The 21,279-nt window shown below is 52.2% G+C and carries 20 protein-coding genes; 13 read left to right on the top strand and 7 right to left on the bottom strand.

Features of this window, described 5'->3' with window-relative positions; genetic code table 11:
• Position 1: 1 nt before the first annotated feature.
• From mlaD to mlaF, 3 genes are read right to left on the bottom strand one after another with little or no spacing between them, the layout of a single operon-like run.
• The gene (gene mlaD / locus QUE34_RS19515; protein WP_001296448.1) at positions 2 to 553 is read right to left on the bottom strand and encodes an outer membrane lipid asymmetry maintenance protein MlaD; all 552 of its coding nucleotides are present in this window, start codon (positions 551 to 553) and stop codon (positions 2 to 4) included.
• Positions 554 to 557: 4 nt separating this feature from the next.
• Positions 558 to 1,340, bottom strand: coding sequence for a lipid asymmetry maintenance ABC transporter permease subunit MlaE (gene mlaE / locus QUE34_RS19520; RefSeq protein ID WP_000925795.1), 783 nt, complete (start codon positions 1,338 to 1,340; stop codon positions 558 to 560).
• A 7-nt stretch (positions 1,341 to 1,347) separates the two neighbouring features.
• Positions 1,348 to 2,157, bottom strand: coding sequence for a phospholipid ABC transporter ATP-binding protein MlaF (gene mlaF / locus QUE34_RS19525; RefSeq protein ID WP_000438245.1), 810 nt, complete (start codon positions 2,155 to 2,157; stop codon positions 1,348 to 1,350).
• 209 nt (positions 2,158 to 2,366) lie between these two features.
• Here mlaF and QUE34_RS19530 point away from each other — a divergent pair, with 209 nt between their 5' ends.
• From QUE34_RS19530 to yrbL, 12 genes are all read left to right on the top strand, one after another.
• The gene (locus tag QUE34_RS19530) at positions 2,367 to 3,344 is read left to right on the top strand and encodes a calcium/sodium antiporter (protein ID WP_032185194.1); all 978 of its coding nucleotides are present in this window, start codon (positions 2,367 to 2,369) and stop codon (positions 3,342 to 3,344) included.
• A 13-nt stretch (positions 3,345 to 3,357) separates the two neighbouring features.
• A complete protein-coding gene (kdsD, locus tag QUE34_RS19535) occupies positions 3,358 to 4,344 on the top strand; it encodes an arabinose-5-phosphate isomerase KdsD (protein WP_001352909.1) in 987 nt (328 codons plus the stop codon).
• A 20-nt stretch (positions 4,345 to 4,364) separates the two neighbouring features.
• The gene (kdsC, locus tag QUE34_RS19540) at positions 4,365 to 4,931 is read left to right on the top strand and encodes a 3-deoxy-manno-octulosonate-8-phosphatase KdsC (RefSeq protein ID WP_000030014.1); all 567 of its coding nucleotides are present in this window, start codon (positions 4,365 to 4,367) and stop codon (positions 4,929 to 4,931) included.
• A complete protein-coding gene (lptC, locus tag QUE34_RS19545) occupies positions 4,928 to 5,503 on the top strand; it encodes an LPS export ABC transporter periplasmic protein LptC (protein ID WP_032303841.1) in 576 nt (191 codons plus the stop codon). Before kdsC ends, lptC begins: the two co-directional genes overlap by 4 nt.
• Complete coding sequence (gene lptA, locus QUE34_RS19550) at positions 5,472 to 6,029, top strand: lipopolysaccharide ABC transporter substrate-binding protein LptA (RefSeq protein WP_032303842.1); 558 nt, start codon at positions 5,472 to 5,474, stop codon at positions 6,027 to 6,029. Before lptC ends, lptA begins: the two co-directional genes overlap by 32 nt.
• A 6-nt stretch (positions 6,030 to 6,035) precedes the next feature.
• Entirely contained in the window at positions 6,036 to 6,761 is a 726-nt protein-coding gene (lptB, locus tag QUE34_RS19555; protein WP_000224099.1) for an LPS export ABC transporter ATP-binding protein, read from the top strand.
• Between the two features lie 47 nt (positions 6,762 to 6,808).
• Positions 6,809 to 8,242, top strand: a complete 1,434-nt coding sequence (gene rpoN / locus QUE34_RS19560) for an RNA polymerase factor sigma-54 (RefSeq protein ID WP_000809051.1) — start codon at positions 6,809 to 6,811, stop codon at positions 8,240 to 8,242.
• Positions 8,243 to 8,264: 22 nt separating this feature from the next.
• Positions 8,265 to 8,552: a ribosome hibernation promoting factor gene (hpf, locus tag QUE34_RS19565; RefSeq protein WP_001176599.1), complete on the top strand. Its 288-nt coding sequence runs from the start codon at positions 8,265 to 8,267 to the stop codon at positions 8,550 to 8,552.
• Positions 8,553 to 8,669: 117 nt separating this feature from the next.
• Positions 8,670 to 9,161, top strand: a complete 492-nt coding sequence (gene ptsN, locus QUE34_RS19570; protein ID WP_000183679.1) for a PTS IIA-like nitrogen regulatory protein PtsN — start codon at positions 8,670 to 8,672, stop codon at positions 9,159 to 9,161.
• A 45-nt stretch (positions 9,162 to 9,206) separates the two neighbouring features.
• Complete coding sequence (rapZ, locus tag QUE34_RS19575) at positions 9,207 to 10,061, top strand: RNase adapter RapZ (protein ID WP_000243741.1); 855 nt, start codon at positions 9,207 to 9,209, stop codon at positions 10,059 to 10,061.
• A complete protein-coding gene (gene npr / locus QUE34_RS19580) occupies positions 10,058 to 10,330 on the top strand; it encodes a PTS phosphocarrier protein NPr (RefSeq protein ID WP_000216791.1) in 273 nt (90 codons plus the stop codon). Before rapZ ends, npr begins: the two co-directional genes overlap by 4 nt.
• A 212-nt stretch (positions 10,331 to 10,542) precedes the next feature.
• Positions 10,543 to 11,175, top strand: coding sequence for a PhoP regulatory network protein YrbL (gene yrbL / locus QUE34_RS19585; protein WP_032303843.1), 633 nt, complete (start codon positions 10,543 to 10,545; stop codon positions 11,173 to 11,175).
• Here yrbL and mtgA read toward each other — a convergent pair.
• The 4 genes from mtgA to mnmL form a co-directional block, all read right to left on the bottom strand.
• Positions 11,172 to 11,900, bottom strand: coding sequence for a monofunctional biosynthetic peptidoglycan transglycosylase (mtgA, locus tag QUE34_RS19590; protein WP_000047076.1), 729 nt, complete (start codon positions 11,898 to 11,900; stop codon positions 11,172 to 11,174). The two genes, yrbL and mtgA, sit on opposite strands and share 4 nt — an antisense overlap.
• A complete protein-coding gene (elbB, locus tag QUE34_RS19595; RefSeq protein ID WP_032303844.1) occupies positions 11,897 to 12,550 on the bottom strand; it encodes an isoprenoid biosynthesis glyoxalase ElbB in 654 nt (217 codons plus the stop codon). The genes mtgA and elbB overlap by 4 nt, the downstream gene beginning before the upstream one ends.
• A 229-nt stretch (positions 12,551 to 12,779) precedes the next feature.
• Positions 12,780 to 15,116, bottom strand: coding sequence for an aerobic respiration two-component sensor histidine kinase ArcB (arcB, locus tag QUE34_RS19600; protein WP_032303845.1), 2,337 nt, complete (start codon positions 15,114 to 15,116; stop codon positions 12,780 to 12,782).
• Between the two features lie 95 nt (positions 15,117 to 15,211).
• Positions 15,212 to 16,141 (bottom strand): tRNA modification radical SAM protein MnmL/YtqA, encoded by a 930-nt coding sequence (gene mnmL / locus QUE34_RS19605; RefSeq protein WP_032303877.1) that lies wholly within the window; start codon positions 16,139 to 16,141, stop codon positions 15,212 to 15,214.
• 674 nt (positions 16,142 to 16,815) lie between these two features.
• Here mnmL and gltB point away from each other — a divergent pair.
• On the top strand, positions 16,816 to 21,276 hold the full coding sequence (gltB, locus tag QUE34_RS19610) for a glutamate synthase large subunit (protein ID WP_286338978.1): 4,461 nt from the start codon (positions 16,816 to 16,818) through the stop codon (positions 21,274 to 21,276).
• The last annotated feature ends 3 nt before the right edge of the window (positions 21,277 to 21,279 follow it).

Below are 21,279 nucleotides of genomic sequence, written 5' to 3' on the forward strand. Positions count from 1 at the left end.
ATTATTTCGTTGTACCCACAGGTTCAGTGGTTTCATTATTACCTGGCGCAGCAGCTGGCGCATCGCCACTATTCTTATTGTCATCGCCTTTACTACCGTAAAGGAACTGACCAATGAGATCTTCCAGCACCATCGCAGACTTAGTGTCCTGGATTGTATCGCCATCCTTCAGGATAGCAGTCCCCAGTTCCGGGTCTTCAAAACCGACGTTTAATGCCAGATATTGTTCCCCCAGCAGGCCGGAAGTACGGATGCTCAGCGAACTGGTATCAGGAATGTGGTTATAACGTTGTTCAATTTCCAGCGTTACGCGTGGCAGATAGGTTTTCGGGTCCAGCGTAATATCCGCCACCCGGCCCACAACAACGCCACCAATGCTGACCGGAGAGCGCGCTTTCAGGCCGCCAATGTTATCGAACGTCGCATAAAGCGTATAGGTCGGTTCAGTACGTATGGACGTCACGTTCGCCGCCTTCAGGCAAACAAACAGCGCCGCCAGCAGTGCTGCTAATAAAAAGATACCCACCCAAATTTCATTTTTTTTCGTTTGCATGAACTCAATTCCCAAACATCAATGCGGTCAGCACAAAATCCAGCCCCAGAACAGCCAGAGACGAGTGGACAACGGTGCGAGTGGTTGCCCGGCTAATCCCGGCAGACGTCGGGATGGCGTCGTAGCCGTTAAACAACGAAATCCACGTCACCGTAATGGCGAACACCACGCTCTTAATCAGACAGTTGACCAGATCCATACGCCAGTCGACGGCATTTTGCATTGCCGACCAGAAGAACCCGCTATCAATGCCTTTCCAACTGACGCCGACCAGTGATCCGCCCCAGATCCCCACGGCGACGAAGATGACCGTCAGCAGTGGCAATGAAATAACCCCAGCCCAGAAACGGGGAGAAATAACCCGACGCAACGGATCCACCGCCATCATCTCCATACTGGAGAGTTGCTCTGTGGCGCGCATCAGGCCAATTTCTGCGGTTAACGCCGAACCGGCACGTCCGGCAAACAACAACGCGGCAACCACCGGCCCCAGTTCACGCAGTAGTGATAACGCCACCAGCATACCCAGACTGGTTTCCGCACTATAAGTGGTCAGAACCAGATAACCTTGCAGCCCCAGCACCATTCCGATGAACACGCCAGAAACCACAATAATCAGCATCGACAGGACGCCAACATTATAGAGCTGACGTACCAGCAGTGGCGCATGTTTGCGAAATTCCGGTTTGCCGACCAGCGCATTGAATAACATTAACCCGGCCCGCCCGAACGTTCTCAGGGTTTTAATCCCTTTATGTCCGAGCGACGCCAGCGCATTTAACAGCATGAGTGGCTTAACTCCCTGGTAAAAGATCAGCGTGATAATCGCCGGCAGGATAGCGGAACGGAACAGGCCCGTCAGCTATCCCGTCCAGAAACTGACGTACGCGCGGATCAGGATTCGCCTGCAACGCCTGAGCACTGCCATGAGCGACAATTTTTTTGTCCGCCAGGATCCAGGCGTGATCCGCAATACTTAACACTTCCGGCACATCGTGAGAAACCACCACACAAGTCACGCCCAGCGCGCTGTTCAGCTCAGAAATCAGCTTCACCAGTACGCCCATGGTGATGGGATCTTGCCCAACAAAGGGTTCATCAAACATGATGAGATCCGGCTCCAGCGCAATTGCTCGCGCCAGCGCTGCACGCCGCGCCATCCCTCCGGAAAGTTCAGAAGGCATCAGTTTAGCCGCTCCGCGCAGCCCCACGGCCTCCAGCTTCATCATCACTGTGCTATGCAATAAAGGTGCGGGAAGTTGGGTATGTTCGCGTAGTGGATAGGCAACGTTGTCAAATACGTTCATATCTGTGAACAACGCCCCGGACTGAAACAACATGCTCATCCGTTTGCGCACTGTATACAGGCGCGAACGAGACATCGCCGGAATATTCTCACCATCGAAAAGGATCTCACCATGATCTGGTGCGATTTGCCCGCCAATCAGACGGAGTAGCGTCGTTTTACCGATGCCCGATGGTCCCATGATCGCCGTGATCTTCCCTCGCGGCACGGTCAGGGAAATATTATCGAAGATGCAGCGATTGCCACGCGTAAAACTGACATCGCGCATATCGACTAAATTCGCCACAGACTGCTCCATAATTCACCCTTCGTCTTGCGTTGATTTTCTAAGCATGGCGCTCAATTTAACCTTGAACCCAACATATTTACAGAATATTACCCGCCGTGGTTAGCGAAAGCTGGCATTTGTTTTACTTTTTAGCCGCATAAAGTCAAAATTAAGAATCCGTTACGGCTTTCTGAAAATCTTCAGCGGACCGGCGAGTATACCTGAAGAAAGGACGTTAGATGCTTTTAGCTACGGCACTGTTAATTGTTGGTTTACTTTTGGTCGTTTACAGTGCCGACCGCCTGGTATTTGCCGCGTCCATTCTTTGCCGATCCTTTGGCATACCGCCACTGATCATCGGCATGACGGTGGTCAGTATTGGCACATCGTTACCAGAAATCATCGTTTCGCTTGCCGCATCACTGCACGAACAACGCGATTTAGCCGTTGGTGTAGCCCTCGGATCAAACATTATCAATATTTTGCTGATCCTCGGTCTGGCTGCGCTGGTACGTCCTTTTACCGTCCATTCCGATGTTCTGCGCCGCGAATTACCCTTAATGTTGTTGGTCAGTGTGGTGGCCGGTTCCGTACTCTATGACGGACAACTTAGTCGCAGCGATGGTATCTTTCTCCTCTTTCTGGCTGTGCTATGGCTGCTGTTCATTGTTAAACTTGCACGTCTGGCTGAACGTCAGGGGACTGACAGCCTGACCAGAGAGCAGCTTGCAGAGCTGCCGCGTGAAGGCGGATTGCCCGTCGCGTTTTTATGGCTCGGCATTGCGCTGATCATCATGCCAGTGGCCACGCGGATGGTGGTTGATAACGCCACGGTGCTGGCGAATTACTTTGCCATCAGCGAGTTGACGATGGGTCTGACGGCAATCGCTATCGGAACCAGTCTGCCAGAACTGGCAACCGCAATCGCGGGGGTTCGCAAAGGTGAAAACGACATTGCTGTCGGGAATATCATTGGCGCAAACATTTTTAATATTGTCATCGTGTTGGGTTTACCCGCGCTGATAACGCCTGGAGAGATTGATCCACTGGCGTACAGTCGTGACTACAGCGTGATGTTGCTGGTGAGCATTATTTTTGCGTTGCTGTGCTGGCGGCGCTCCCCGCAACCGGGCCGTGGTGTAGGGGTATTATTAACTGGCGGATTTATCGTATGGCTGGCGATGTTGTACTGGTTATCGCCAATACTCGTTGAATAACTGGAAACGCATTATGTCGCACGTAGAGTTACAACCGGGTTTTGACTTTCAGCAAGCAGGTAAAGAAGTCCTGGCGATTGAACGTGACTGCCTGGCGGAGCTTGATCAATACATCAATCAGAATTTCACGCTTGCCTGTGAAAAGATGTTCTGGTGTAAAGGGAAAGTTGTCGTCATGGGGATGGGGAAATCGGGGCATATTGGGCGCAAAATGGCGGCAACGTTTGCCAGCACTGGTACACCTTCATTTTTCGTCCATCCAGGTGAAGCTGCTCATGGTGATTTGGGTATGGTCACCCCGCAGGACGTGGTGATTGCTATCTCTAACTCCGGTGAATCCAGCGAAATCACGGCCTTAATTCCAGTGCTTAAGCGTCTTCACGTGCCGTTAATCTGCATCACCGGTCGCCCGGAGAGCAGCATGGCGCGCGCCGCAGATGTGCATCTGTGTGTTAAAGTAGCGAAAGAAGCCTGTCCGTTAGGGCTGGCACCGACCAGCAGCACGACCGCCACGCTGGTTATGGGCGATGCGCTCGCTGTCGCGCTGTTAAAAGCACGCGGCTTTACTGCTGAAGATTTTGCGCTCTCACACCCCGGCGGCGCACTGGGTCGTAAACTTCTGCTGCGCGTAAACGATATTATGCATACGGGCGATGAGATCCCGCATGTTAAGAAAACGGCCAGCCTGCGCGACGCGTTGCTGGAAGTTACCCGCAAAAATCTTGGTATGACGGTCATTTGCGATGACAATATGATGATTGAAGGCATCTTTACCGACGGTGATTTACGCCGTGTCTTCGATATGGGTGTGGATGTTCGTCAGTTAAGTATTGCCGATGTGATGACGCCGGGGGGAATACGTGTACGCCCTGGCATTCTGGCCGTTGAGGCACTGAACTTAATGCAGTCCCGCCATATCACCTCCGTGATGGTTGCCGATGGCGACCATTTACTCGGTGTGTTACATATGCATGATTTACTGCGTGCAGGCGTAGTGTAAAGATTCAAGGATAAACAACAATGAGCAAAGCAGGTGCGTCGCTTGCGACCTGTTACGGCCCTGTCAGCGCCGACGTTATGGCAAAAGCAGAGAACATTCGTCTGCTGATCCTCGACGTTGATGGCGTACTGTCAGATGGCCTGATTTATATGGGCAATAATGGCGAAGAGCTGAAAGCGTTCAACGTTCGTGACGGTTATGGCATTCGTTGTGCGCTCACCTCTGATATTGAAGTCGCTATCATTACCGGGCGAAAGGCTAAACTGGTAGAAGATCGTTGTGCCACATTGGGGATCACTCACTTGTATCAGGGGCAGTCAAACAAACTGATCGCCTTTAGCGATCTGCTGGAAAAACTGGCAATTGCCCCGGAAAATGTGGCTTATGTCGGCGATGATCTCATTGACTGGCCGGTAATGGAAAAAGTGGGTTTAAGCATCGCCGTGGCCGATGCGCATCCACTGTTGCTCCCGCGCGCCGATTACGTGACGCGCATTGCTGGCGGTCGTGGCGCAGTGCGAGAAGTTTGCGACTTATTACTCCTGGCGCAGGGCAAACTGGATGAAGCCAAAGGGCAATCGATATGAGTAAAGCCAGACGTTGGGTTATCATTGTGCTATCACTGGCGGTTCTGGTGATGATCGGCATTAATATGGCCGAAAAAGACGATACCGCCCAGGTGGTCATCAACAATAATGATCCCACCTATAAAAGCGAGCATACGGACACGCTCGTCTATAACCCAGAAGGGGCACTAAGCTATCGATTGATTGCTCAACACGTTGAATATTATTCCGATCAGGCCGTTTCGTGGTTTACGCAGCCGGTACTTACCACGTTTGATAAGGATAAAATCCCGACATGGTCCGTAAAAGCAGATAAAGCCAAGCTGACCAATGACCGGATGCTCTATTTATATGGACACGTTGAAGTCAACGCACTCGTGCCGGACTCTCAACTTCGCAGAATCACGACGGATAACGCGCAGATCAATCTGGTGACGCAGGATGTTACCTCTGAAGACCTTGTCACGTTATACGGAACAACATTTAACTCCAGCGGTCTGAAAATGCGCGGCAACTTACGCAGCAAGAACGCCGAGCTGATTGAAAAGGTTAGAACATCCTATGAAATTCAAAACAAACAAACTCAGCCTTAATCTTGTGCTTGCCAGCTCACTTCTGGCCGCCACCATTCCGGCATTTGCCGTAACCGGAGACACTGATCAGCCGATCCACATTGAATCGGACCAGCAATCTCTTGATATGCAAGGCAACGTGGTTACCTTTACCGGTAATGTCATCGTCACCCAGGGCACCATCAAAATTAATGCCGACAAAGTGGTCGTTACCCGTCCGGGCGGCGAACAAGGTAAAGAAGTGATTGACGGCTACGGTAAACCGGCAACGTTCTACCAGATGCAGGACAACGGTAAACCCGTTGAAGGTCACGCTTCCCAGATGCACTACGAATTGGCAAAAGATTTTGTCGTTCTGACGGGTAATGCTTATCTGCAGCAGGTCGATAGCAACATTAAGGGTGATAAGATCACTTACCTGGTGAAAGAGCAGAAAATGCAGGCGTTCAGCGACAAAGGCAAGCGCGTAACCACCGTTCTGGTGCCGTCGCAGCTGCAGGACAAAAACAACAAAGGCCAGACCCCGGCACAGAAGAAGGGTAATTAATTCGTTATGGCAACATTAACTGCAAAGAACCTTGCAAAAGCCTATAAAGGCCGCCGCGTGGTAGAAGACGTTAGCCTGACCGTCAACTCCGGGGAAATTGTCGGTCTGCTGGGGCCAAACGGTGCCGGTAAGACCACCACTTTCTACATGGTTGTTGGCATTGTGCCGCGCGATGCGGGCAATATCATTATTGATGATGACGATATCAGTCTGCTGCCTCTGCATGCGCGCGCGCGCCGCGGTATCGGCTATCTGCCGCAGGAAGCCTCCATTTTTCGTCGCCTCAGCGTTTACGATAACCTGATGGCGGTACTGCAAATTCGTGACGACTTGTCTGCTGAACAACGTGAAGACCGCGCGAACGAGCTGATGGAAGAGTTTCACATCGAACACCTGCGTGACAGCATGGGGCAGTCACTCTCCGGGGGTGAACGTCGCCGTGTAGAAATTGCCCGTGCACTGGCTGCGAATCCGAAATTTATTCTGCTTGATGAACCGTTTGCCGGGGTTGACCCGATCTCGGTTATCGACATCAAACGCATCATTGAGCACTTGCGCGACAGCGGCCTGGGCGTGCTGATCACCGACCATAACGTGCGTGAAACGCTGGCGGTTTGTGAACGCGCTTATATCGTCAGTCAGGGGCATTTGATCGCCCACGGCACGCCTACAGAAATCTTACAAGACGAACATGTTAAGCGTGTATACCTTGGGGAAGACTTCAGACTCTGATAGGGTAGAAGTTTGCGACGTTTTATCAGGAGAGTACGATTCTGAACATGAAGCAAGGTTTGCAACTCAGGCTTAGCCAACAACTGGCGATGACGCCACAGCTCCAACAGGCTATTCGTCTGTTGCAGTTGTCGACGCTGGAACTTCAGCAGGAGCTACAGCAGGCGCTGGAGAGTAATCCGCTGCTTGAGCAAATCGACACTCATGAAGAAATCGACACCCGCGAAACGCAAGACAGTGAAACACTGGACACCGCCGACGCACTCGAACAAAAAGAGATGCCGGAAGAGCTGCCGCTCGATGCCAGTTGGGACACCATTTACACCGCTGGTACACCCTCCGGCACCAGCGGTGACTACATTGACGACGAGCTGCCGGTCTATCAGGGCGAAACAACGCAGACCTTGCAAGATTACCTGATGTGGCAAGTCGAGCTGACACCGTTTTCCGACACAGACCGCGCTATTGCTACCTCTATCGTCGATGCCGTTGATGACACCGGTTATCTGACTGTTCCGCTGGAAGATATTCTCGAAAGTATGGGCGATGAAGAAATCGACATCGATGAAGTTGAAGCCGTCCTGAAGCGGATCCAACGGTTTGATCCGGTCGGCGTAGCGGCGAAAGATCTGCGTGACTGCCTGCTGATCCAACTCTCCCAATTCGATAAAACTACGCCGTGGCTGGAAGAGGCGAGACTGATCATTAGCGATCATCTCGATCTGTTAGCCAATCACGACTTCCGCACCTTAATGCGCGTCACGCGACTGAAAGAAGATGTGCTGAAAGAAGCCGTCAATCTGATCCAGTCGCTCGATCCACGCCCCGGACAGTCGATCCAGACTGGTGAACCGGAGTATGTTATTCCAGATGTACTGGTGCGTAAGCATAACGGTCACTGGACGGTAGAACTCAACAGCGACAGCATTCCGCGTCTGCAAATCAACCAGCACTACGCCTCGATGTGCAATAACGCGCGCAATGATGGTGACAGCCAGTTTATCCGCAGCAATCTGCAGGATGCCAAATGGTTGATCAAGAGTCTGGAAAGCCGTAACGATACGCTACTGCGCGTGAGTCGCTGTATCGTTGAACAGCAGCAAGCCTTCTTTGAGCAAGGTGAAGAATATATGAAACCGATGGTACTGGCCGATATCGCCCAGGCTGTCGAAATGCATGAATCGACGATATCTCGCGTGACCACGCAAAAATACCTGCATAGTCCACGAGGCATTTTTGAACTGAAGTATTTCTTTTCCAGTCACGTCAATACCGAGGGCGGCGGCGAAGCTTCCTCAACGGCAATTCGTGCGCTGGTGAAGAAATTAATCGCGGCGGAAAACCCAGCGAAACCGCTAAGCGACAGCAAGTTAACCTCTTTGCTGTCAGAACAAGGTATCATGGTGGCACGCCGCACTGTTGCGAAGTACCGAGAGTCTTTATCCATTCCGCCGTCAAACCAGCGTAAACAGCTCGTTTGACCCAACCGATAAGGAAGACACTATGCAGCTCAACATTACCGGAAATAACGTCGAGATCACCGAGGCACTGCGCGAATTTGTTACTGCTAAATTTGCCAAACTTGAGCAATATTTTGACCGAATCAACCAGGTCTATGTTGTTCTGAAAGTGGAGAAAGTCACCCATACCTCAGATGCAACACTGCATGTAAACGGTGGTGAAATTCATGCCAGCGCGGAAGGTCAGGACATGTACGCTGCCATTGATGGCTTAATTGATAAGCTGGCACGCCAGTTGACCAAACATAAAGATAAACTGAAACAACACTAATTGTCCGGGCAATTAGCATGTGCATGGCGGCCTGTTGTGCGGCACAACGGGCCATTTGTACAGTTAATGCTCCGAACCTGTTCCACCGTTTGAGTGAGCAGGTTCTTAGGTGAAATTATGACAAATAATGATACAACTCTACAGCTTAGCACTGTTCTTAACAGGGAATGTACGCGAAGCCGCGTCCACTGTCAGAGCAAAAAACGCGCCCTGGAAATCATCAGCGAGCTGGCGGCGAAACAACTTAGCCTGCCGCCTCAGGTGGTTTTTGAAGCTATCCTGACGCGGGAAAAAATGGGCAGTACCGGTATCGGCAATGGTATAGCCATTCCGCATGGCAAACTGGAAGAAGATACTCTGCGCGCCGTTGGCGTTTTCGTTCAGCTCGAAACGCCCATAGCTTTCGATGCCATTGACAACCAACCGGTAGATTTACTGTTTGCGTTGCTGGTTCCGGCTGACCAAACCAAAACGCACCTGCATACTCTGTCGCTGGTGGCGAAACGTCTGGCGGATAAAACCATCTGCCGCCGATTACGCGCAGCCCAGAGCGATGAAGAGCTGTATCAAATCATTACGGATACCGAAGGTACTCCGGATGAAGCGTAGTTATTCGGTAATGTCTCTTTTAGACGTTGTGAGGAGAAACAGTACATGGTACTGATGATCGTCAGCGGACGTTCAGGTTCAGGTAAATCTGTCGCCCTTCGTGCGCTGGAAGATATGGGTTTTTACTGCGTGGATAACCTCCCCGTAGTGTTGTTACCCGATCTGGCTCGAACTCTGGCCGATCGCGAGATTTCTGCCGCCGTCAGCATTGATGTTCGTAATATGCCGGAGTCACCAGAAATATTCGAACAGGCGATGAGTAACCTACCTGACGCTTTCTCACCGCAACTCCTGTTCCTGGATGCCGACCGTAATACCTTAATTCGTCGTTACAGTGACACGCGCCGCCTGCATCCGCTTTCCAGCAAAAACCTGTCGCTGGAAAGTGCTATCGACAAAGAAAGCGATCTACTGGAACCACTGCGTTCGCGAGCGGATCTGATTGTCGATACCTCAGAAATGTCCGTTCACGAGCTGGCAGAAATGTTGCGTACCCGTTTACTGGGTAAACGTGAACGCGAACTGACCATGGTCTTTGAGTCTTTCGGCTTCAAACACGGTATCCCTATCGATGCAGATTACGTCTTTGACGTGCGCTTCTTGCCGAACCCGCACTGGGATCCAAAACTGCGTCCGATGACAGGTCTTGATAAGCCTGTCGCCGCGTTCCTCGACCGCCACACAGAAGTACACAATTTTATTTACCAGACGCGAAGCTATCTTGAGCTATGGTTACCTATGCTGGAAACCAACAACCGTAGCTACCTGACGGTCGCCATTGGTTGTACTGGCGGGAAGCACCGTTCGGTGTATATTGCAGAGCAGTTGGCAGACTACTTCCGTTCACGCGGTAAAAACGTCCAGTCACGCCATCGTACGCTGGAAAAACGTAAACCATGACCGTCAAGCAAACTGTTGAAATCACAAACAAGCTGGGCATGCATGCCCGGCCTGCAATGAAGCTGTTTGAATTAATGCAGGGTTTTGACGCTGAAGTGCTGTTACGTAACGATGAAGGCACTGAAGCTGAAGCCAACAGCGTTATTGCGCTGCTGATGCTGGATTCTGCCAAAGGACGGCAGATTGAAGTCGAAGCGACCGGTCCACAGGAAGAGGAAGCACTGGCCGCCGTTATCGCCCTCTTTAACTCTGGTTTTGATGAAGATTAATTTTCATCACTTTGACATACAAATCCCTTCAAGCTCCCCCCGACAATAAAAAAAGCGCGTACTGAAATCGTTATTAATGACGGAAATTGTACATTTTGTGCGCTTTTCACTTTCAGAAGAACCTTAAGAAAACCTTAAGAGGCATTGTTTAGGTTTTGTTTAAGTTATTTGACCATACTGGAGATCGTCAGAAAATATTTCCAGGAGATGGTATGATTCGCTTATCTGAACAAAATCCCCTGGGCACCGGAAGACATCGGAAATGTTATGCGCATCCGGAAGATGCCCAACGCTGTATCAAGATTGTCTACAACCGTGGTGATGGTGGTGATAAAGAGATCCGCCGTGAGTTAAAGTATTACGCGCATCTTGGTCGCCGGTTAAAAGACTGGAGTGGAATACCGCGCTATCACGGTACCGTGGAGACGGATTGCGGAACGGGTTATGTCTACGATGTGATTGCCGATTTCGACGGTAAGCCCTCCGTTACGCTGACCGAATTTGCAGAACAATGCCGTTACGAAGAAGACGTTGCACAGCTGCGCCAGTTACTGAAACAGCTGAAACGTTATTTGCAGGATAACCATATCGTGACGATGTCGTTGAAGCCGCAGAATATCCTCTGTCACCGCATCAGTGAGTCAGAGGTTATCCCCGTCGTCTGCGACAACATTGGTGAAAGCACGTTGATTCCACTGGCGACCTGGTCAAAGTGGTGTTGTCAGCGAAAGCAAGAGCGGTTATGGAAACGGTTTATCGCCCAGCCGGCACTGGCTATTGCCCTACAGAAAGATCTGCAACCACGTGAGAGCAAAACGCTGGCCCTCACTTCGCGCGAAGCTTAATTCAGCTGGTGTTGTTGCATAAACGACTCACCGCCTAACTGATACATCTGCCGTAAAATCCACGCCTGACGGCTACGCACATAGCCCGATGGCGCGGAGACTTTGAAACGCAGTGGATTAGGTAATACGGCAGCCAGTAACGCAGCTTCCGACCGGGTAAGTTTGCTCGCGGGTTTGTGGAAATAACGTTGTGCCGCAGCTTCGACGCCAAACACACCGTCGCCAAATTCGGCGATATTCAGGTAAACCGTCAGGATACGCTTTTTGCTCCAGACTGTTTCTATCCCCAGCGTTAATCCAGCTTCCAGCCCTTTTCGAACCCAGCTACGCCCATCCCATAAAAAGAGATTTTTGGCTGTCTGCTGAGAAATCGTTGAAGCACCGCGAATACGGTTTTCATTGCGCTCGTTGTGCGCCAGGGCTTGCTCAATGGAAGCGACATCAAAGCCCCAGTGCTCAGGAAACTTCTGATCTTCTGCGGCAATCACCGCCAGTCCCATCCACGGCGAGATTTGATCCATACTGACCCAGTCAGAATGTGCCACGTAACGAAAATTGCCATGCAGCCAGGCGCTGACTTGTCGCTCGGCCATTACCGCTGAGAAAGGAACAGGCGCAACGCTAAACAACGCGATGCCCCCGCCCCAGAAAACGGCGAGGACAACCATTAACCGTAGAAGAAAACGGCGAACGAAACTAAACACCGTTAAGCGGCTTTTACTCATTCAGTCAGAACCAGCACGCGGGAAACCAGCTTATCAATGCCGCTCGCCGCTTCTGCAATGTTCTGCGCCAGCATATATGCCGGGGTGGTGACAATCTTATTGTCTTCATCAACCACGATATCATCGACAGGACACGGCACATGCTCCGCGCCCATCTCCTCCAGCACTTCTGCGGTATCGATATCAGTACCGATGGTCAAACGCAGCGGGAAATCGAAAATTTTCGGCAGCATCGCCGGGGCAATACACATAAAACCAAGCGGTTTTCCGGCCTGATGCATCGCTTGCGCCAGCGCCTGTAATTCACGCTCAACGGTGCATTCACTCCCCAGACGGGCAAAGTTGCTTAAATTCTTCGCCGCACCAAACCCCCCCGGCACAATCAACGCATCCAGTTCAGCGGCATCGGCCTGAGCCAGAGGACGGATTTCACCGCGCGTTATTCGTGCCGCTTCAATCAGCACATTGCGCGTTTCCGGCATCGCTTCGCCAGTTAAATGATTGATTACATCAACCTGCTGCTTATCCGGTGCAAAGCAGACCGCCTGCGCACCACTGCGTGAAATAGCTAACAACGTCAACACCGCTTCATGAATTTCAGAACCGTCATAGACGCCGCATCCGCTCAGAATTACGCCAATTTTCTTCATTGTGATCATCCTTTCGCAATTGACTGAAACACATTAATTTTTTTAATAAAAATGCTACGCATCACACATTTAACTGATTCATGTAACAAATCATTTAAGTTTTGCTATCTTAACTGCGTGCGGCCTGAAAAAAAGTGCTGTGCCCTTGTAACTCATCATAAAAATTTACGGCGCAGCCAAGATTTCCCTGGTGTTGGCGCAGTATTCGCGCACCCCGGTCTAGCCGGGGTCATTTTTTTGTGGCTTTTGCCACCCACGCTTTCAACACGTCTACGTCGTGACGCCACTCTTCTTTCATCTCTTCAATCCATTCACCGACGTTATCTTCCCACGCAGGAAGGTCAGGAGACTGAATTTGCTGACCCAGCTGTTGCAGATGGCGTAACCCCACTGAACCCGCCGCGCCTTTAATTTTATGCCCTTCCTCGACGATGCCTTTTTTATCCTGCGCCGTCAGGTTCGACTCCAGTACACTCACATAGCCCGGCATCATCTTCTCAAACACCGCTAACCCGTCGGTAATCAGCTTCGGTCCTACAAGTTCGAGATACTGTTCCAGCATGGGAATATCGAGCAATGCTTCTGATTTACTGTTCTCTTCTGTCGTCACCGTGCTCTCCTCATCATCCTGGGTATCCCAGAATTTCTTGATCATCGCGGTTAGCGCTGGAACAGAAAGCGGCTTACTCAGCACATCATCCATTCCAGCATTGAGGTACTCTTGTTTGTCTTTCAGCACGTTAGCGGTTAAGGCTACCAGCGGTGGTAAATCCTCGCGCGGATATCGCTTCGTCAGTTCACGAGAGATATCCAGCCCGGTCATATCTGGCAACTGAATATCCAGCAACACCAGGTCGTATTCGCCCGGTTTAAACATCTCCAGCGCCGTCTTGCCGGTCATGGCGACATCAACGCTGTTACCTAATTTTTCCAGCACAGAGCGTGCGACAATCACGTTCAGTTCAATGTCTTCCACCAGCAGCACATTCAGCGCCGGTAAAGGCATATCGTCTTCATCAAACGCATCATCAACCTCTTCTGCTACCGACGGTGCGTGGATCGTCAACGTAAAGGTGGAACCTTTGCCCTGTTCGCTGGTAACCGTAATATCGCCGCCCATATTTTTCGCCAGACGACGAGAAACGGCCAGACCAATACCGGTGCCAGTGGCGGGCTTACCGCCGTGACTGTCTTTCACCTGGTAATACATGGCGAAGATTTTATCCAGCTCATCCTGCGGAATGCCGATACCAGAGTCTTCCACTTCAAAATGCAGCATATCGCCTTCATCGTAGCGCACGCGCACGGTAACCTGGCCTTGCTGGGTGAATTTGACGGCGTTACTGATGAGATTCCACAGGATCTGCCGTAAACGCGTCCCGTCGGTAATGACCTGATGCGGTAATGGCAGCGTCGGCTCCAGATTAAAGCGCAATCCTTTCTGTTGCGCCTGCAATGCGGAGAGATTTTCCAGATCGGCAAGGAAGCTGGTGAAATCAACCGGCTGATTATCAAGCTGGACCTTGCGCCGTTCCATCTTATCCATGTCGATAATATCGTTGAAGATATTCCCCAGCGTGACGGCAGAAACATGGATGGTTTTGAGATATTTTTCCTGCTCGGCGGTGAGTTCGGTATCCAGCAGAATGCGACTCAGGCCGACGATACCGTTCAGCGGTGTACGCAATTCGTGACTGATGGTGGAAATAAACGTCGTTTTGTCGCGGCTGGCGCGTTCAAGTGCATCCTGATACCGCTTACGCTCGGTAATGTCACGACCAAAGCCCATCAAACCGTGACGTTTACCCACGCGGTCGTAGTACGGCACTTTACGGATTTCAAAGCAGGCTTTGCGTCCGTCGGGATAATCCAGCCACTGCTCATAGGTCAGTGACACATTATGACGGAACACTTTTTCATCGGTTTCAATGACTTTCGCAGCGGCTTCCGGTGAGTAAACATCAGCAGGTTTCAGGTGAACCAGTTGTTTTTCGCTTTTTCCGGTCAGCAGCTCCATCGCGCGGTTACAGCCGGAAAACTCTTTATCTTCGTTACGATAAAAAACCAGGTCGGGTGAAGCATCAAGGAAGGAACGTAAGAATGAGGATTGCTGCTCGAGCTGAATTTGTGTCTCTTCGCGCTCTTTAATTTCAATTTTCAGTTGGCCGAAGGTTTCCTGCAGTTCTGCTTCCGCTTTTTCACGAACGGCAATTTCCTGATTTAGCTGGGCAATATTATCTTTTAACTGAACGTTGAGGCTCAAATCGCGCTCGCGCATCTCCTCCAGTTTTTGCACCAGCCGTGACAGACGTTGTCGTGACTCCTCCAGTTGCTCGACGACCACCGATAGAAAGTAGACCGCCCACGGCGTAATCAGCAAACCAAAGAAGATAGAACGAATAACATCAATGCTTTCGACCTGACCATGCAGCACCATGGTCACTGCCATTTGTACAACAATGGCAAGAACGACGAGGGCCAGCGCCAGCAACATTGAGAAGCGCACCAGACCTAACTTCATCATCAGGTCAACATAATACTGCGCCAGCAGACGAATTTGCTTCATTAGGGAATTCCTTCACGACAACCTGCCCCAATAATACCCAATTCTGACAGTTACGTTATAAATTGTGTGAGAAATGCGGAATTCCCCTCAATGGCCTACGCCGTTGGAGGTAGCCACGGACGTCCCAGCGCCGATCCCTGTACGCCATGTTCATTCAGATAGCGATCCAGCTCGACCATTCCCGTCCATCGATTTTCGCACCACAGCGGAGCAAGCAGCGTCGGGCGACGGGCGCTGGCGGAAATGCGGTGGTAGATCACTTCCGGTGGCGTATGGCGAATCATTTCTCCGGCAGTGAGCGTGTAATCGTCCAGTTCAATACCGTTCAAACGCCCCGCTTCCCAGGCTTTCGCCATAATGCTGCCTTTTACTATATGTAGCGGATGCAGCTTTATGCCGTCCACGCCGGTTTCAACCACTCGCTCCAGCGTTTGCAAACATTCAGCCTGCCCTTCGCCAGGCAGGCCGACAATTAAGTGAGAACACACCTTCAGCCCGCGCTCACGCGCCAGCTGCGTCGTGCGCTGATAGCAGGCAAAATCATGACCGCGATTGATGCGATGCAGCGTTTTGTCGTGGGCGGTTTGTAGCCCCAGCTCCAGCCACACTTCGTAGCCCTGGTCCTTATATTCGCAAAGCAGATCCAGCACCGCATCCGGCACGCAGTCCGGGCGGGTACCAACACACAAACCGACAATATTGGCCTGGCTCACCGCCTGCTGATACATAGAACGCAGCACCTGAACTTCGGCAAAGGTGCTGGTATACGCCTGAAAGTAGGCCAGATAGCGTTTAGCGCGGTTAACTAAATTCGCCTGGTGCGCCAGTTGCTCGGCAATGGAATGATGCTGCTGCGCTTCATCGGCAAACGAGGCAACATTACAGAATGTGCAGCCACCTCGCCCGATGGTTCCGTCACGGTTAGGGCAGCTAAAACCGCCGTGCAGCGTCAGCTTATGCACCTTTTGCCCATAACGACGGGTGAGATCACCACCAAACATATTGACTAATTTCTGTAACTGCATAATCTGATAGACCGCGCCTTGAAAAGAGGCCAAAGCCTGCCATTTTTAGCTCAATTCGGCGATGACCTGGATCAATCGTCCCAGCCTGCTTTTATCAATTGCATAATCAATCAAAATTACCGAAATTTCATTCATAATCACATAAATCACTTTTGCTTATCTTGTGTCAGATTTTTTTATCTCCTTATGGATTTTAGGCAAAAACAGTAGCATGAAACGTCATTACCAATTAATGCAGTATAAAATACTGCCTTTCTCGTCAGTTCAAGGCAGGATAAGGGTTAACACGCCTTTATGACAGTCAGGAATTGACTGTTTCCCTAACGACGCCTCTTTTCAACTTAATTAACAAATCCTTTTTAATTTCAATAAATTAATAAAGAATTTTGCGCTAAAGCACATTTCTGTACCAATAAGCTTGCCATTTGACCTGTATCAGCTTTCCCGATAAGTTGGAAATCCGCTGGAAGCTTTCTGGATGAGCAGCCTGCTCATCATATTTATGCAGTAATTGAGATCCCCTCTTCACCGTATTAATCGATGCGAAAAGGACAACAAGGGGGCGAATGCGAGGCGCGCGTATGAAACGCAAACCCCGTCGCCACGCTCTTTCTGTGCCCGTGCGCAGCGGTTCGGAAGTGGGGTTCCCGCAGAGCCTGGGGGAGGTTCACGATATGTTGTACGATAAATCCCTTGAGAGGGATAACTGTGGTTTCGGCCTGATCGCCCACATAGAAGGCGAACCTAGCCACAAGGTAGTGCGTACTGCAATACACGCACTGGCCCGCATGCAGCACCGTGGCGCGATTCTCGCCGATGGTAAAACCGGTGACGGTTGCGGCTTGCTGTTACAAAAACCGGATCGCTTTTTTCGCATTGTTGCGCAGGAGCGAGGCTGGCGTTTAGCGAAAAACTACGCCGTCGGGATGCTTTTCCTGAATAAAGATCCTGAACTCGCCGCGACCGCACGCCGCATCGTTGAAGAAGAGCTGCAACGCGAAACGTTGTCGATTGTCGGCTGGCGTGATGTCCCCACTAACGAAGGCGTGCTGGGTGAAATCGCCCTCTCCTCTCTGCCACGCATTGAGCAAATTTTTGTGAACGCCCCGGCAGGTTGGCATCCGCGCGATATGGAGCGCCGTCTGTTTATCGCCCGCCGCCGCATTGAAAAGCGTCTCGAAGCTGACAAAGACTTCTACGTCTGTAGCCTGTCGAATCTGGTGAACATCTATAAAGGTCTGTGTATGCCGGCGGATCTGCCGCGCTTCTACCTGGACCTCGCGGACCTGCGTCTGGAATCGGCCATCTGCCTGTTCCACCAGCGCTTCTCCACTAACACCGTACCGCGCTGGCCGCTGGCGCAGCCGTTCCGCTACCTGGCGCATAACGGTGAAATCAACACCATCACCGGTAACCGCCAATGGGCGCGCGCCCGTACTTATAAATTCCAGACACCGCTGATCCCTGACCTGCACGACGCCGCGCCGTTCGTCAACGAAACCGGCTCTGACTCCAGTTCCATGGATAACATGCTGGAACTGCTGCTGGCGGGCGGGATGGATATCATCCGCGCCATGCGTCTGTTAGTACCACCCGCCTGGCAGAACAACCCGGATATGGACCCGGAACTGCGTGCCTTCTTTGACTTTAACTCCATGCATATGGAGCCGTGGGATGGCCCGGCGGGGATCGTGATGTCCGATGGTCGTTTTGCCGCCTGTAACCTCGACCGTAACGGTCTGCGTCCGGCGCGCTACGTCATCACCAAAGATAAGCTCATCACCTGCGCCTCTGAAGTGGGCATCTGGGATTATCAGCCTGACGAAGTGGTCGAAAAAGGCCGAGTGGGGCCAGGCGAACTGATGGTTATCGACACCCGCAGTGGGCGTATTCTGCACTCGGCAGAAACCGATGACGATCTGAAAAGCCGCCATCCATATAAAGAGTGGATGGAGAAAAACGTCCGCCGTCTGGTACCGTTTGAAGATCTGCCCGATGAAGAAGTGGGTAGCCGCGAACTGGACGACGACACACTTGCCAGCTACCAGAAACAGTTTAACTACAGCGCGGAAGAGCTGGACTCCGTAATTCGCGTACTGGGTGAAAACGGTCAGGAAGCCGTCGGTTCGATGGGCGATGATACCCCATTCGCCGTGCTCTCCAGCCAGCCGCGCATTATTTACGACTACTTCCGCCAGCAGTTTGCGCAGGTCACCAACCCGCCAATCGACCCACTGCGTGAAGCGCATGTTATGTCGCTCGCCACCAGCATCGGGCGTGAAATGAACGTCTTCTGTGAAGCAGAAGGCCAGGCGCACCGTTTAAGCTTTAAATCGCCGATTCTGCTCTACTCCGATTTCAAACAGCTCACGACGATGAAAGAGGAGCACTACCGCGCAAATACACTGGATATCACCTTTGACGTCACTAAAACCACGCTCGAAGCGACGGTCAAAGAGCTGTGCGACAAAGCAGAACAGATGGTGCGTAGCGGCACCGTGCTGCTGGTGCTTTCTGACCGGAATATCGCTAAAGATCGCCTGCCGGTTCCGGCTCCGATGGCGGTTGGCGCGATCCAGACTCGTCTGGTCGATCAAAGCCTGCGTTGCGATGCCAATATCATCGTCGAAACCGCCAGCGCCCGCGACCCGCACCACTTCGCCGTGTTGCTGGGCTTCGGCGCGACGGCTATTTATCCGTACCTGGCCTATGAAACGCTGGGCCGCCTGGTAGACACCCACGCGATTGCCAAAGATTATCGTACCGTGATGCTCAACTACCGTAACGGCATCAACAAAGGCTTGTACAAAATCATGTCCAAAATGGGCATCTCCACCATCGCGTCTTACCGCTGCTCGAAACTGTTCGAAGCGGTCGGTCTGCACGATGATGTAGTGGGCCTGTGCTTCCAGGGGGCGGTCAGCCGCATTGGTGGGGCAAGCTTTGAAGACTTCCAGCAGGATCTGCTGAATCTGTCGAAACGTGCCTGGCTGGCGCGCAAGCCCATCAGCCAGGGCGGCCTGTTGAAATATGTGCACGGTGGCGAATACCACGCCTACAACCCGGACGTGGTGCGCACGCTGCAACAGGCGGTACAGAGCGGCGAGTATAGCGACTATCAGGAATACGCGAAGCTGGTTAATGAACGTCCGGCAACCACGCTGCGCGATCTGCTGGCGATTACGCCGGGTGAAAACGCGGTCAACATTGCTGATGTTGAACCGGCAAGCGAACTGTTTAAACGCTTCGATACTGCTGCGATGTCTATCGGCGCATTAAGCCCGGAAGCCCACGAGGCGCTGGCGGAAGCGATGAACAGCATCGGCGGTAACTCGAACTCCGGTGAAGGGGGTGAAGATCCGGCGCGCTACGGTACCAACAAAGTCTCACGCATCAAGCAGGTGGCGTCCGGTCGCTTCGGTGTTACTCCGGCGTATCTGGTCAATGCTGACGTCATTCAGATTAAAGTCGCCCAGGGCGCGAAGCCGGGCGAAGGCGGTCAGTTGCCGGGTGATAAAGTCACTCCTTACATTGCCAAACTGCGCTATTCGGTGCCCGGAGTGACGCTGATCTCCCCGCCGCCGCACCACGATATCTACTCTATCGAGGACTTAGCGCAGCTCATTTTCGACCTCAAGCAGGTTAACCCGAAAGCGATGATCTCCGTGAAGCTGGTGTCCGAACCGGGCGTTGGTACCATCGCCACAGGTGTAGCGAAAGCTTATGCCGATTTAATCACCATCGCAGGCTATGACGGCGGCACCGGCGCAAGTCCGCTTTCATCGGTGAAATACGCAGGCTGTCCGTGGGAACTCGGCCTGGTGGAAACCCAACAGGCGCTGGTTGCCAACGGTTTACGTCATAAAATTCGTTTGCAGGTTGATGGCGGCCTGAAAACAGGTGTCGATATCATCAAAGCGGCGATTCTCGGCGCAGAAAGCTTCGGCTTCGGTACTGGCCCGATGGTGGCGCTGGGCTGTAAATATCTGCGTATTTGCCACCTGAACAACTGCGCGACGGGCGTGGCAACTCAGGATGACAAACTGCGTAAGAACCACTATCACGGTTTGCCGTTCAAAGTGACCAACTACTTTGAATTTATCGTCCGCGAAACCCGTGAGCTGATGGCGCAACTGGGCGTGACCCGTCTGGTTGACCTGATTGGCCGTACCGACCTGCTCAAAGAGCTGGACGGTTTCACCGCCAAACAGCAGAAGCTGGAACTGTCTCGCCTGCTGGAGACCGCTGAGCCGCATCCAGGTAAGGCGCTCTACTGCACCGAAAACAACCCGCCGTTTGATAATGGCCTGCTAAACGCGCAGTTGCTGCAACAGGCGAAACCGTTTGTCGATGAGCGTCAGAGCAAAACCTTCTGGTTCGATATTCGCAACACCGACCGTTCCGTGGGTGCATCGCTTTCGGGCTATATCGCCCAGACGCACGGCGATCAGGGGCTGGCAGCCGATCCGATTAAAGCGTACTTCAACGGCACCGCAGGCCAGAGCTTCGGCGTGTGGAACGCGGGCGGCGTGGAACTGTACCTGACCGGTGATGCCAACGACTATGTCGGTAAAGGCATGGCGGGCGGCTTAATCGCCATTCGTCCTCCGGTTGGCTCAGCCTTCCGCAGCCATGAAGCAAGCATTATCGGCAATACCTGCCTGTATGGCGCGACCGGTGGTCGTCTGTATGCCGCAGGCCGCGCGGGTGAACGTTTCGGCGTGCGTAATTCCGGTGCTATCACCGTGGTAGAAGGCATTGGCGACAACGGCTGTGAATATATGACGGGCGGTATTGTCTGTATTCTGGGTAAAACCGGCGTTAACTTCGGCGCGGGCATGACCGGCGGCTTCGCTTACGTTCTCGATGAAAGCGGCGATTTCCGCAAACGCGTTAACCCGGAACTGGTCGAGGTCTTAAGCGTTGACTCCCTGGCGATCCATGAAGAGCATCTGCGTGGTCTTATCACCGAGCATGTTCAGCATACCGGTTCCCAGCGTGGTGAAGAGATTCTGGCTAACTGGTCAACCTTCGCCACGAAATTTGCGCTGGTTAAACCGAAGTCCAGTGATGTAAAAGCACTGCTGGGTCACCGTAGTCGTAGCGCAGCAGAGTTGCGCGTGCAGGCGCAGTAAGGG

Origin of the sequence: Escherichia sp. KS167_9B, from assembly GCF_030295215.1 — a bacterium.
GTDB lineage: Bacteria > Pseudomonadota > Gammaproteobacteria > Enterobacterales > Enterobacteriaceae > Escherichia > Escherichia coli_F.

Coding starts and splice junctions, on each gene's coding strand:
- mlaE (WP_000925795.1), bottom strand. CDS start 1,340: ATGCTGTTAAATGCGCTGGCGTCGCTCGGACATAAAGGGATTAAAACC.
- elbB (WP_032303844.1), bottom strand. CDS start 12,550: ATGAAGAAAATTGGCGTAATTCTGAGCGGATGCGGCGTCTATGACGGT.
- mlaD (WP_001296448.1), bottom strand. CDS start 553: ATGCAAACGAAAAAAAATGAAATTTGGGTGGGTATCTTTTTATTAGCA.
- kdsC (WP_000030014.1), top strand. CDS start 4,365: ATGAGCAAAGCAGGTGCGTCGCTTGCGACCTGTTACGGCCCTGTCAGC.
- rapZ (WP_000243741.1), top strand. CDS start 9,207: ATGGTACTGATGATCGTCAGCGGACGTTCAGGTTCAGGTAAATCTGTC.
- ptsN (WP_000183679.1), top strand. CDS start 8,670: ATGACAAATAATGATACAACTCTACAGCTTAGCACTGTTCTTAACAGG.
- mtgA (WP_000047076.1), bottom strand. CDS start 11,900: ATGAGTAAAAGCCGCTTAACGGTGTTTAGTTTCGTTCGCCGTTTTCTT.
- arcB (WP_032303845.1), bottom strand. CDS start 15,116: ATGAAGCAAATTCGTCTGCTGGCGCAGTATTATGTTGACCTGATGATG.
- npr (WP_000216791.1), top strand. CDS start 10,058: ATGACCGTCAAGCAAACTGTTGAAATCACAAACAAGCTGGGCATGCAT.
- mlaF (WP_000438245.1), bottom strand. CDS start 2,157: ATGGAGCAGTCTGTGGCGAATTTAGTCGATATGCGCGATGTCAGTTTT.
- yrbL (WP_032303843.1), top strand. CDS start 10,543: ATGATTCGCTTATCTGAACAAAATCCCCTGGGCACCGGAAGACATCGG.
- rpoN (WP_000809051.1), top strand. CDS start 6,809: ATGAAGCAAGGTTTGCAACTCAGGCTTAGCCAACAACTGGCGATGACG.
- gltB (WP_286338978.1), top strand. CDS start 16,816: ATGTTGTACGATAAATCCCTTGAGAGGGATAACTGTGGTTTCGGCCTG.
- lptC (WP_032303841.1), top strand. CDS start 4,928: ATGAGTAAAGCCAGACGTTGGGTTATCATTGTGCTATCACTGGCGGTT.
- lptA (WP_032303842.1), top strand. CDS start 5,472: ATGAAATTCAAAACAAACAAACTCAGCCTTAATCTTGTGCTTGCCAGC.
- QUE34_RS19530 (WP_032185194.1), top strand. CDS start 2,367: ATGCTTTTAGCTACGGCACTGTTAATTGTTGGTTTACTTTTGGTCGTT.
- hpf (WP_001176599.1), top strand. CDS start 8,265: ATGCAGCTCAACATTACCGGAAATAACGTCGAGATCACCGAGGCACTG.
- mnmL (WP_032303877.1), bottom strand. CDS start 16,141: ATGCAGTTACAGAAATTAGTCAATATGTTTGGTGGTGATCTCACCCGT.
- kdsD (WP_001352909.1), top strand. CDS start 3,358: ATGTCGCACGTAGAGTTACAACCGGGTTTTGACTTTCAGCAAGCAGGT.
- lptB (WP_000224099.1), top strand. CDS start 6,036: ATGGCAACATTAACTGCAAAGAACCTTGCAAAAGCCTATAAAGGCCGC.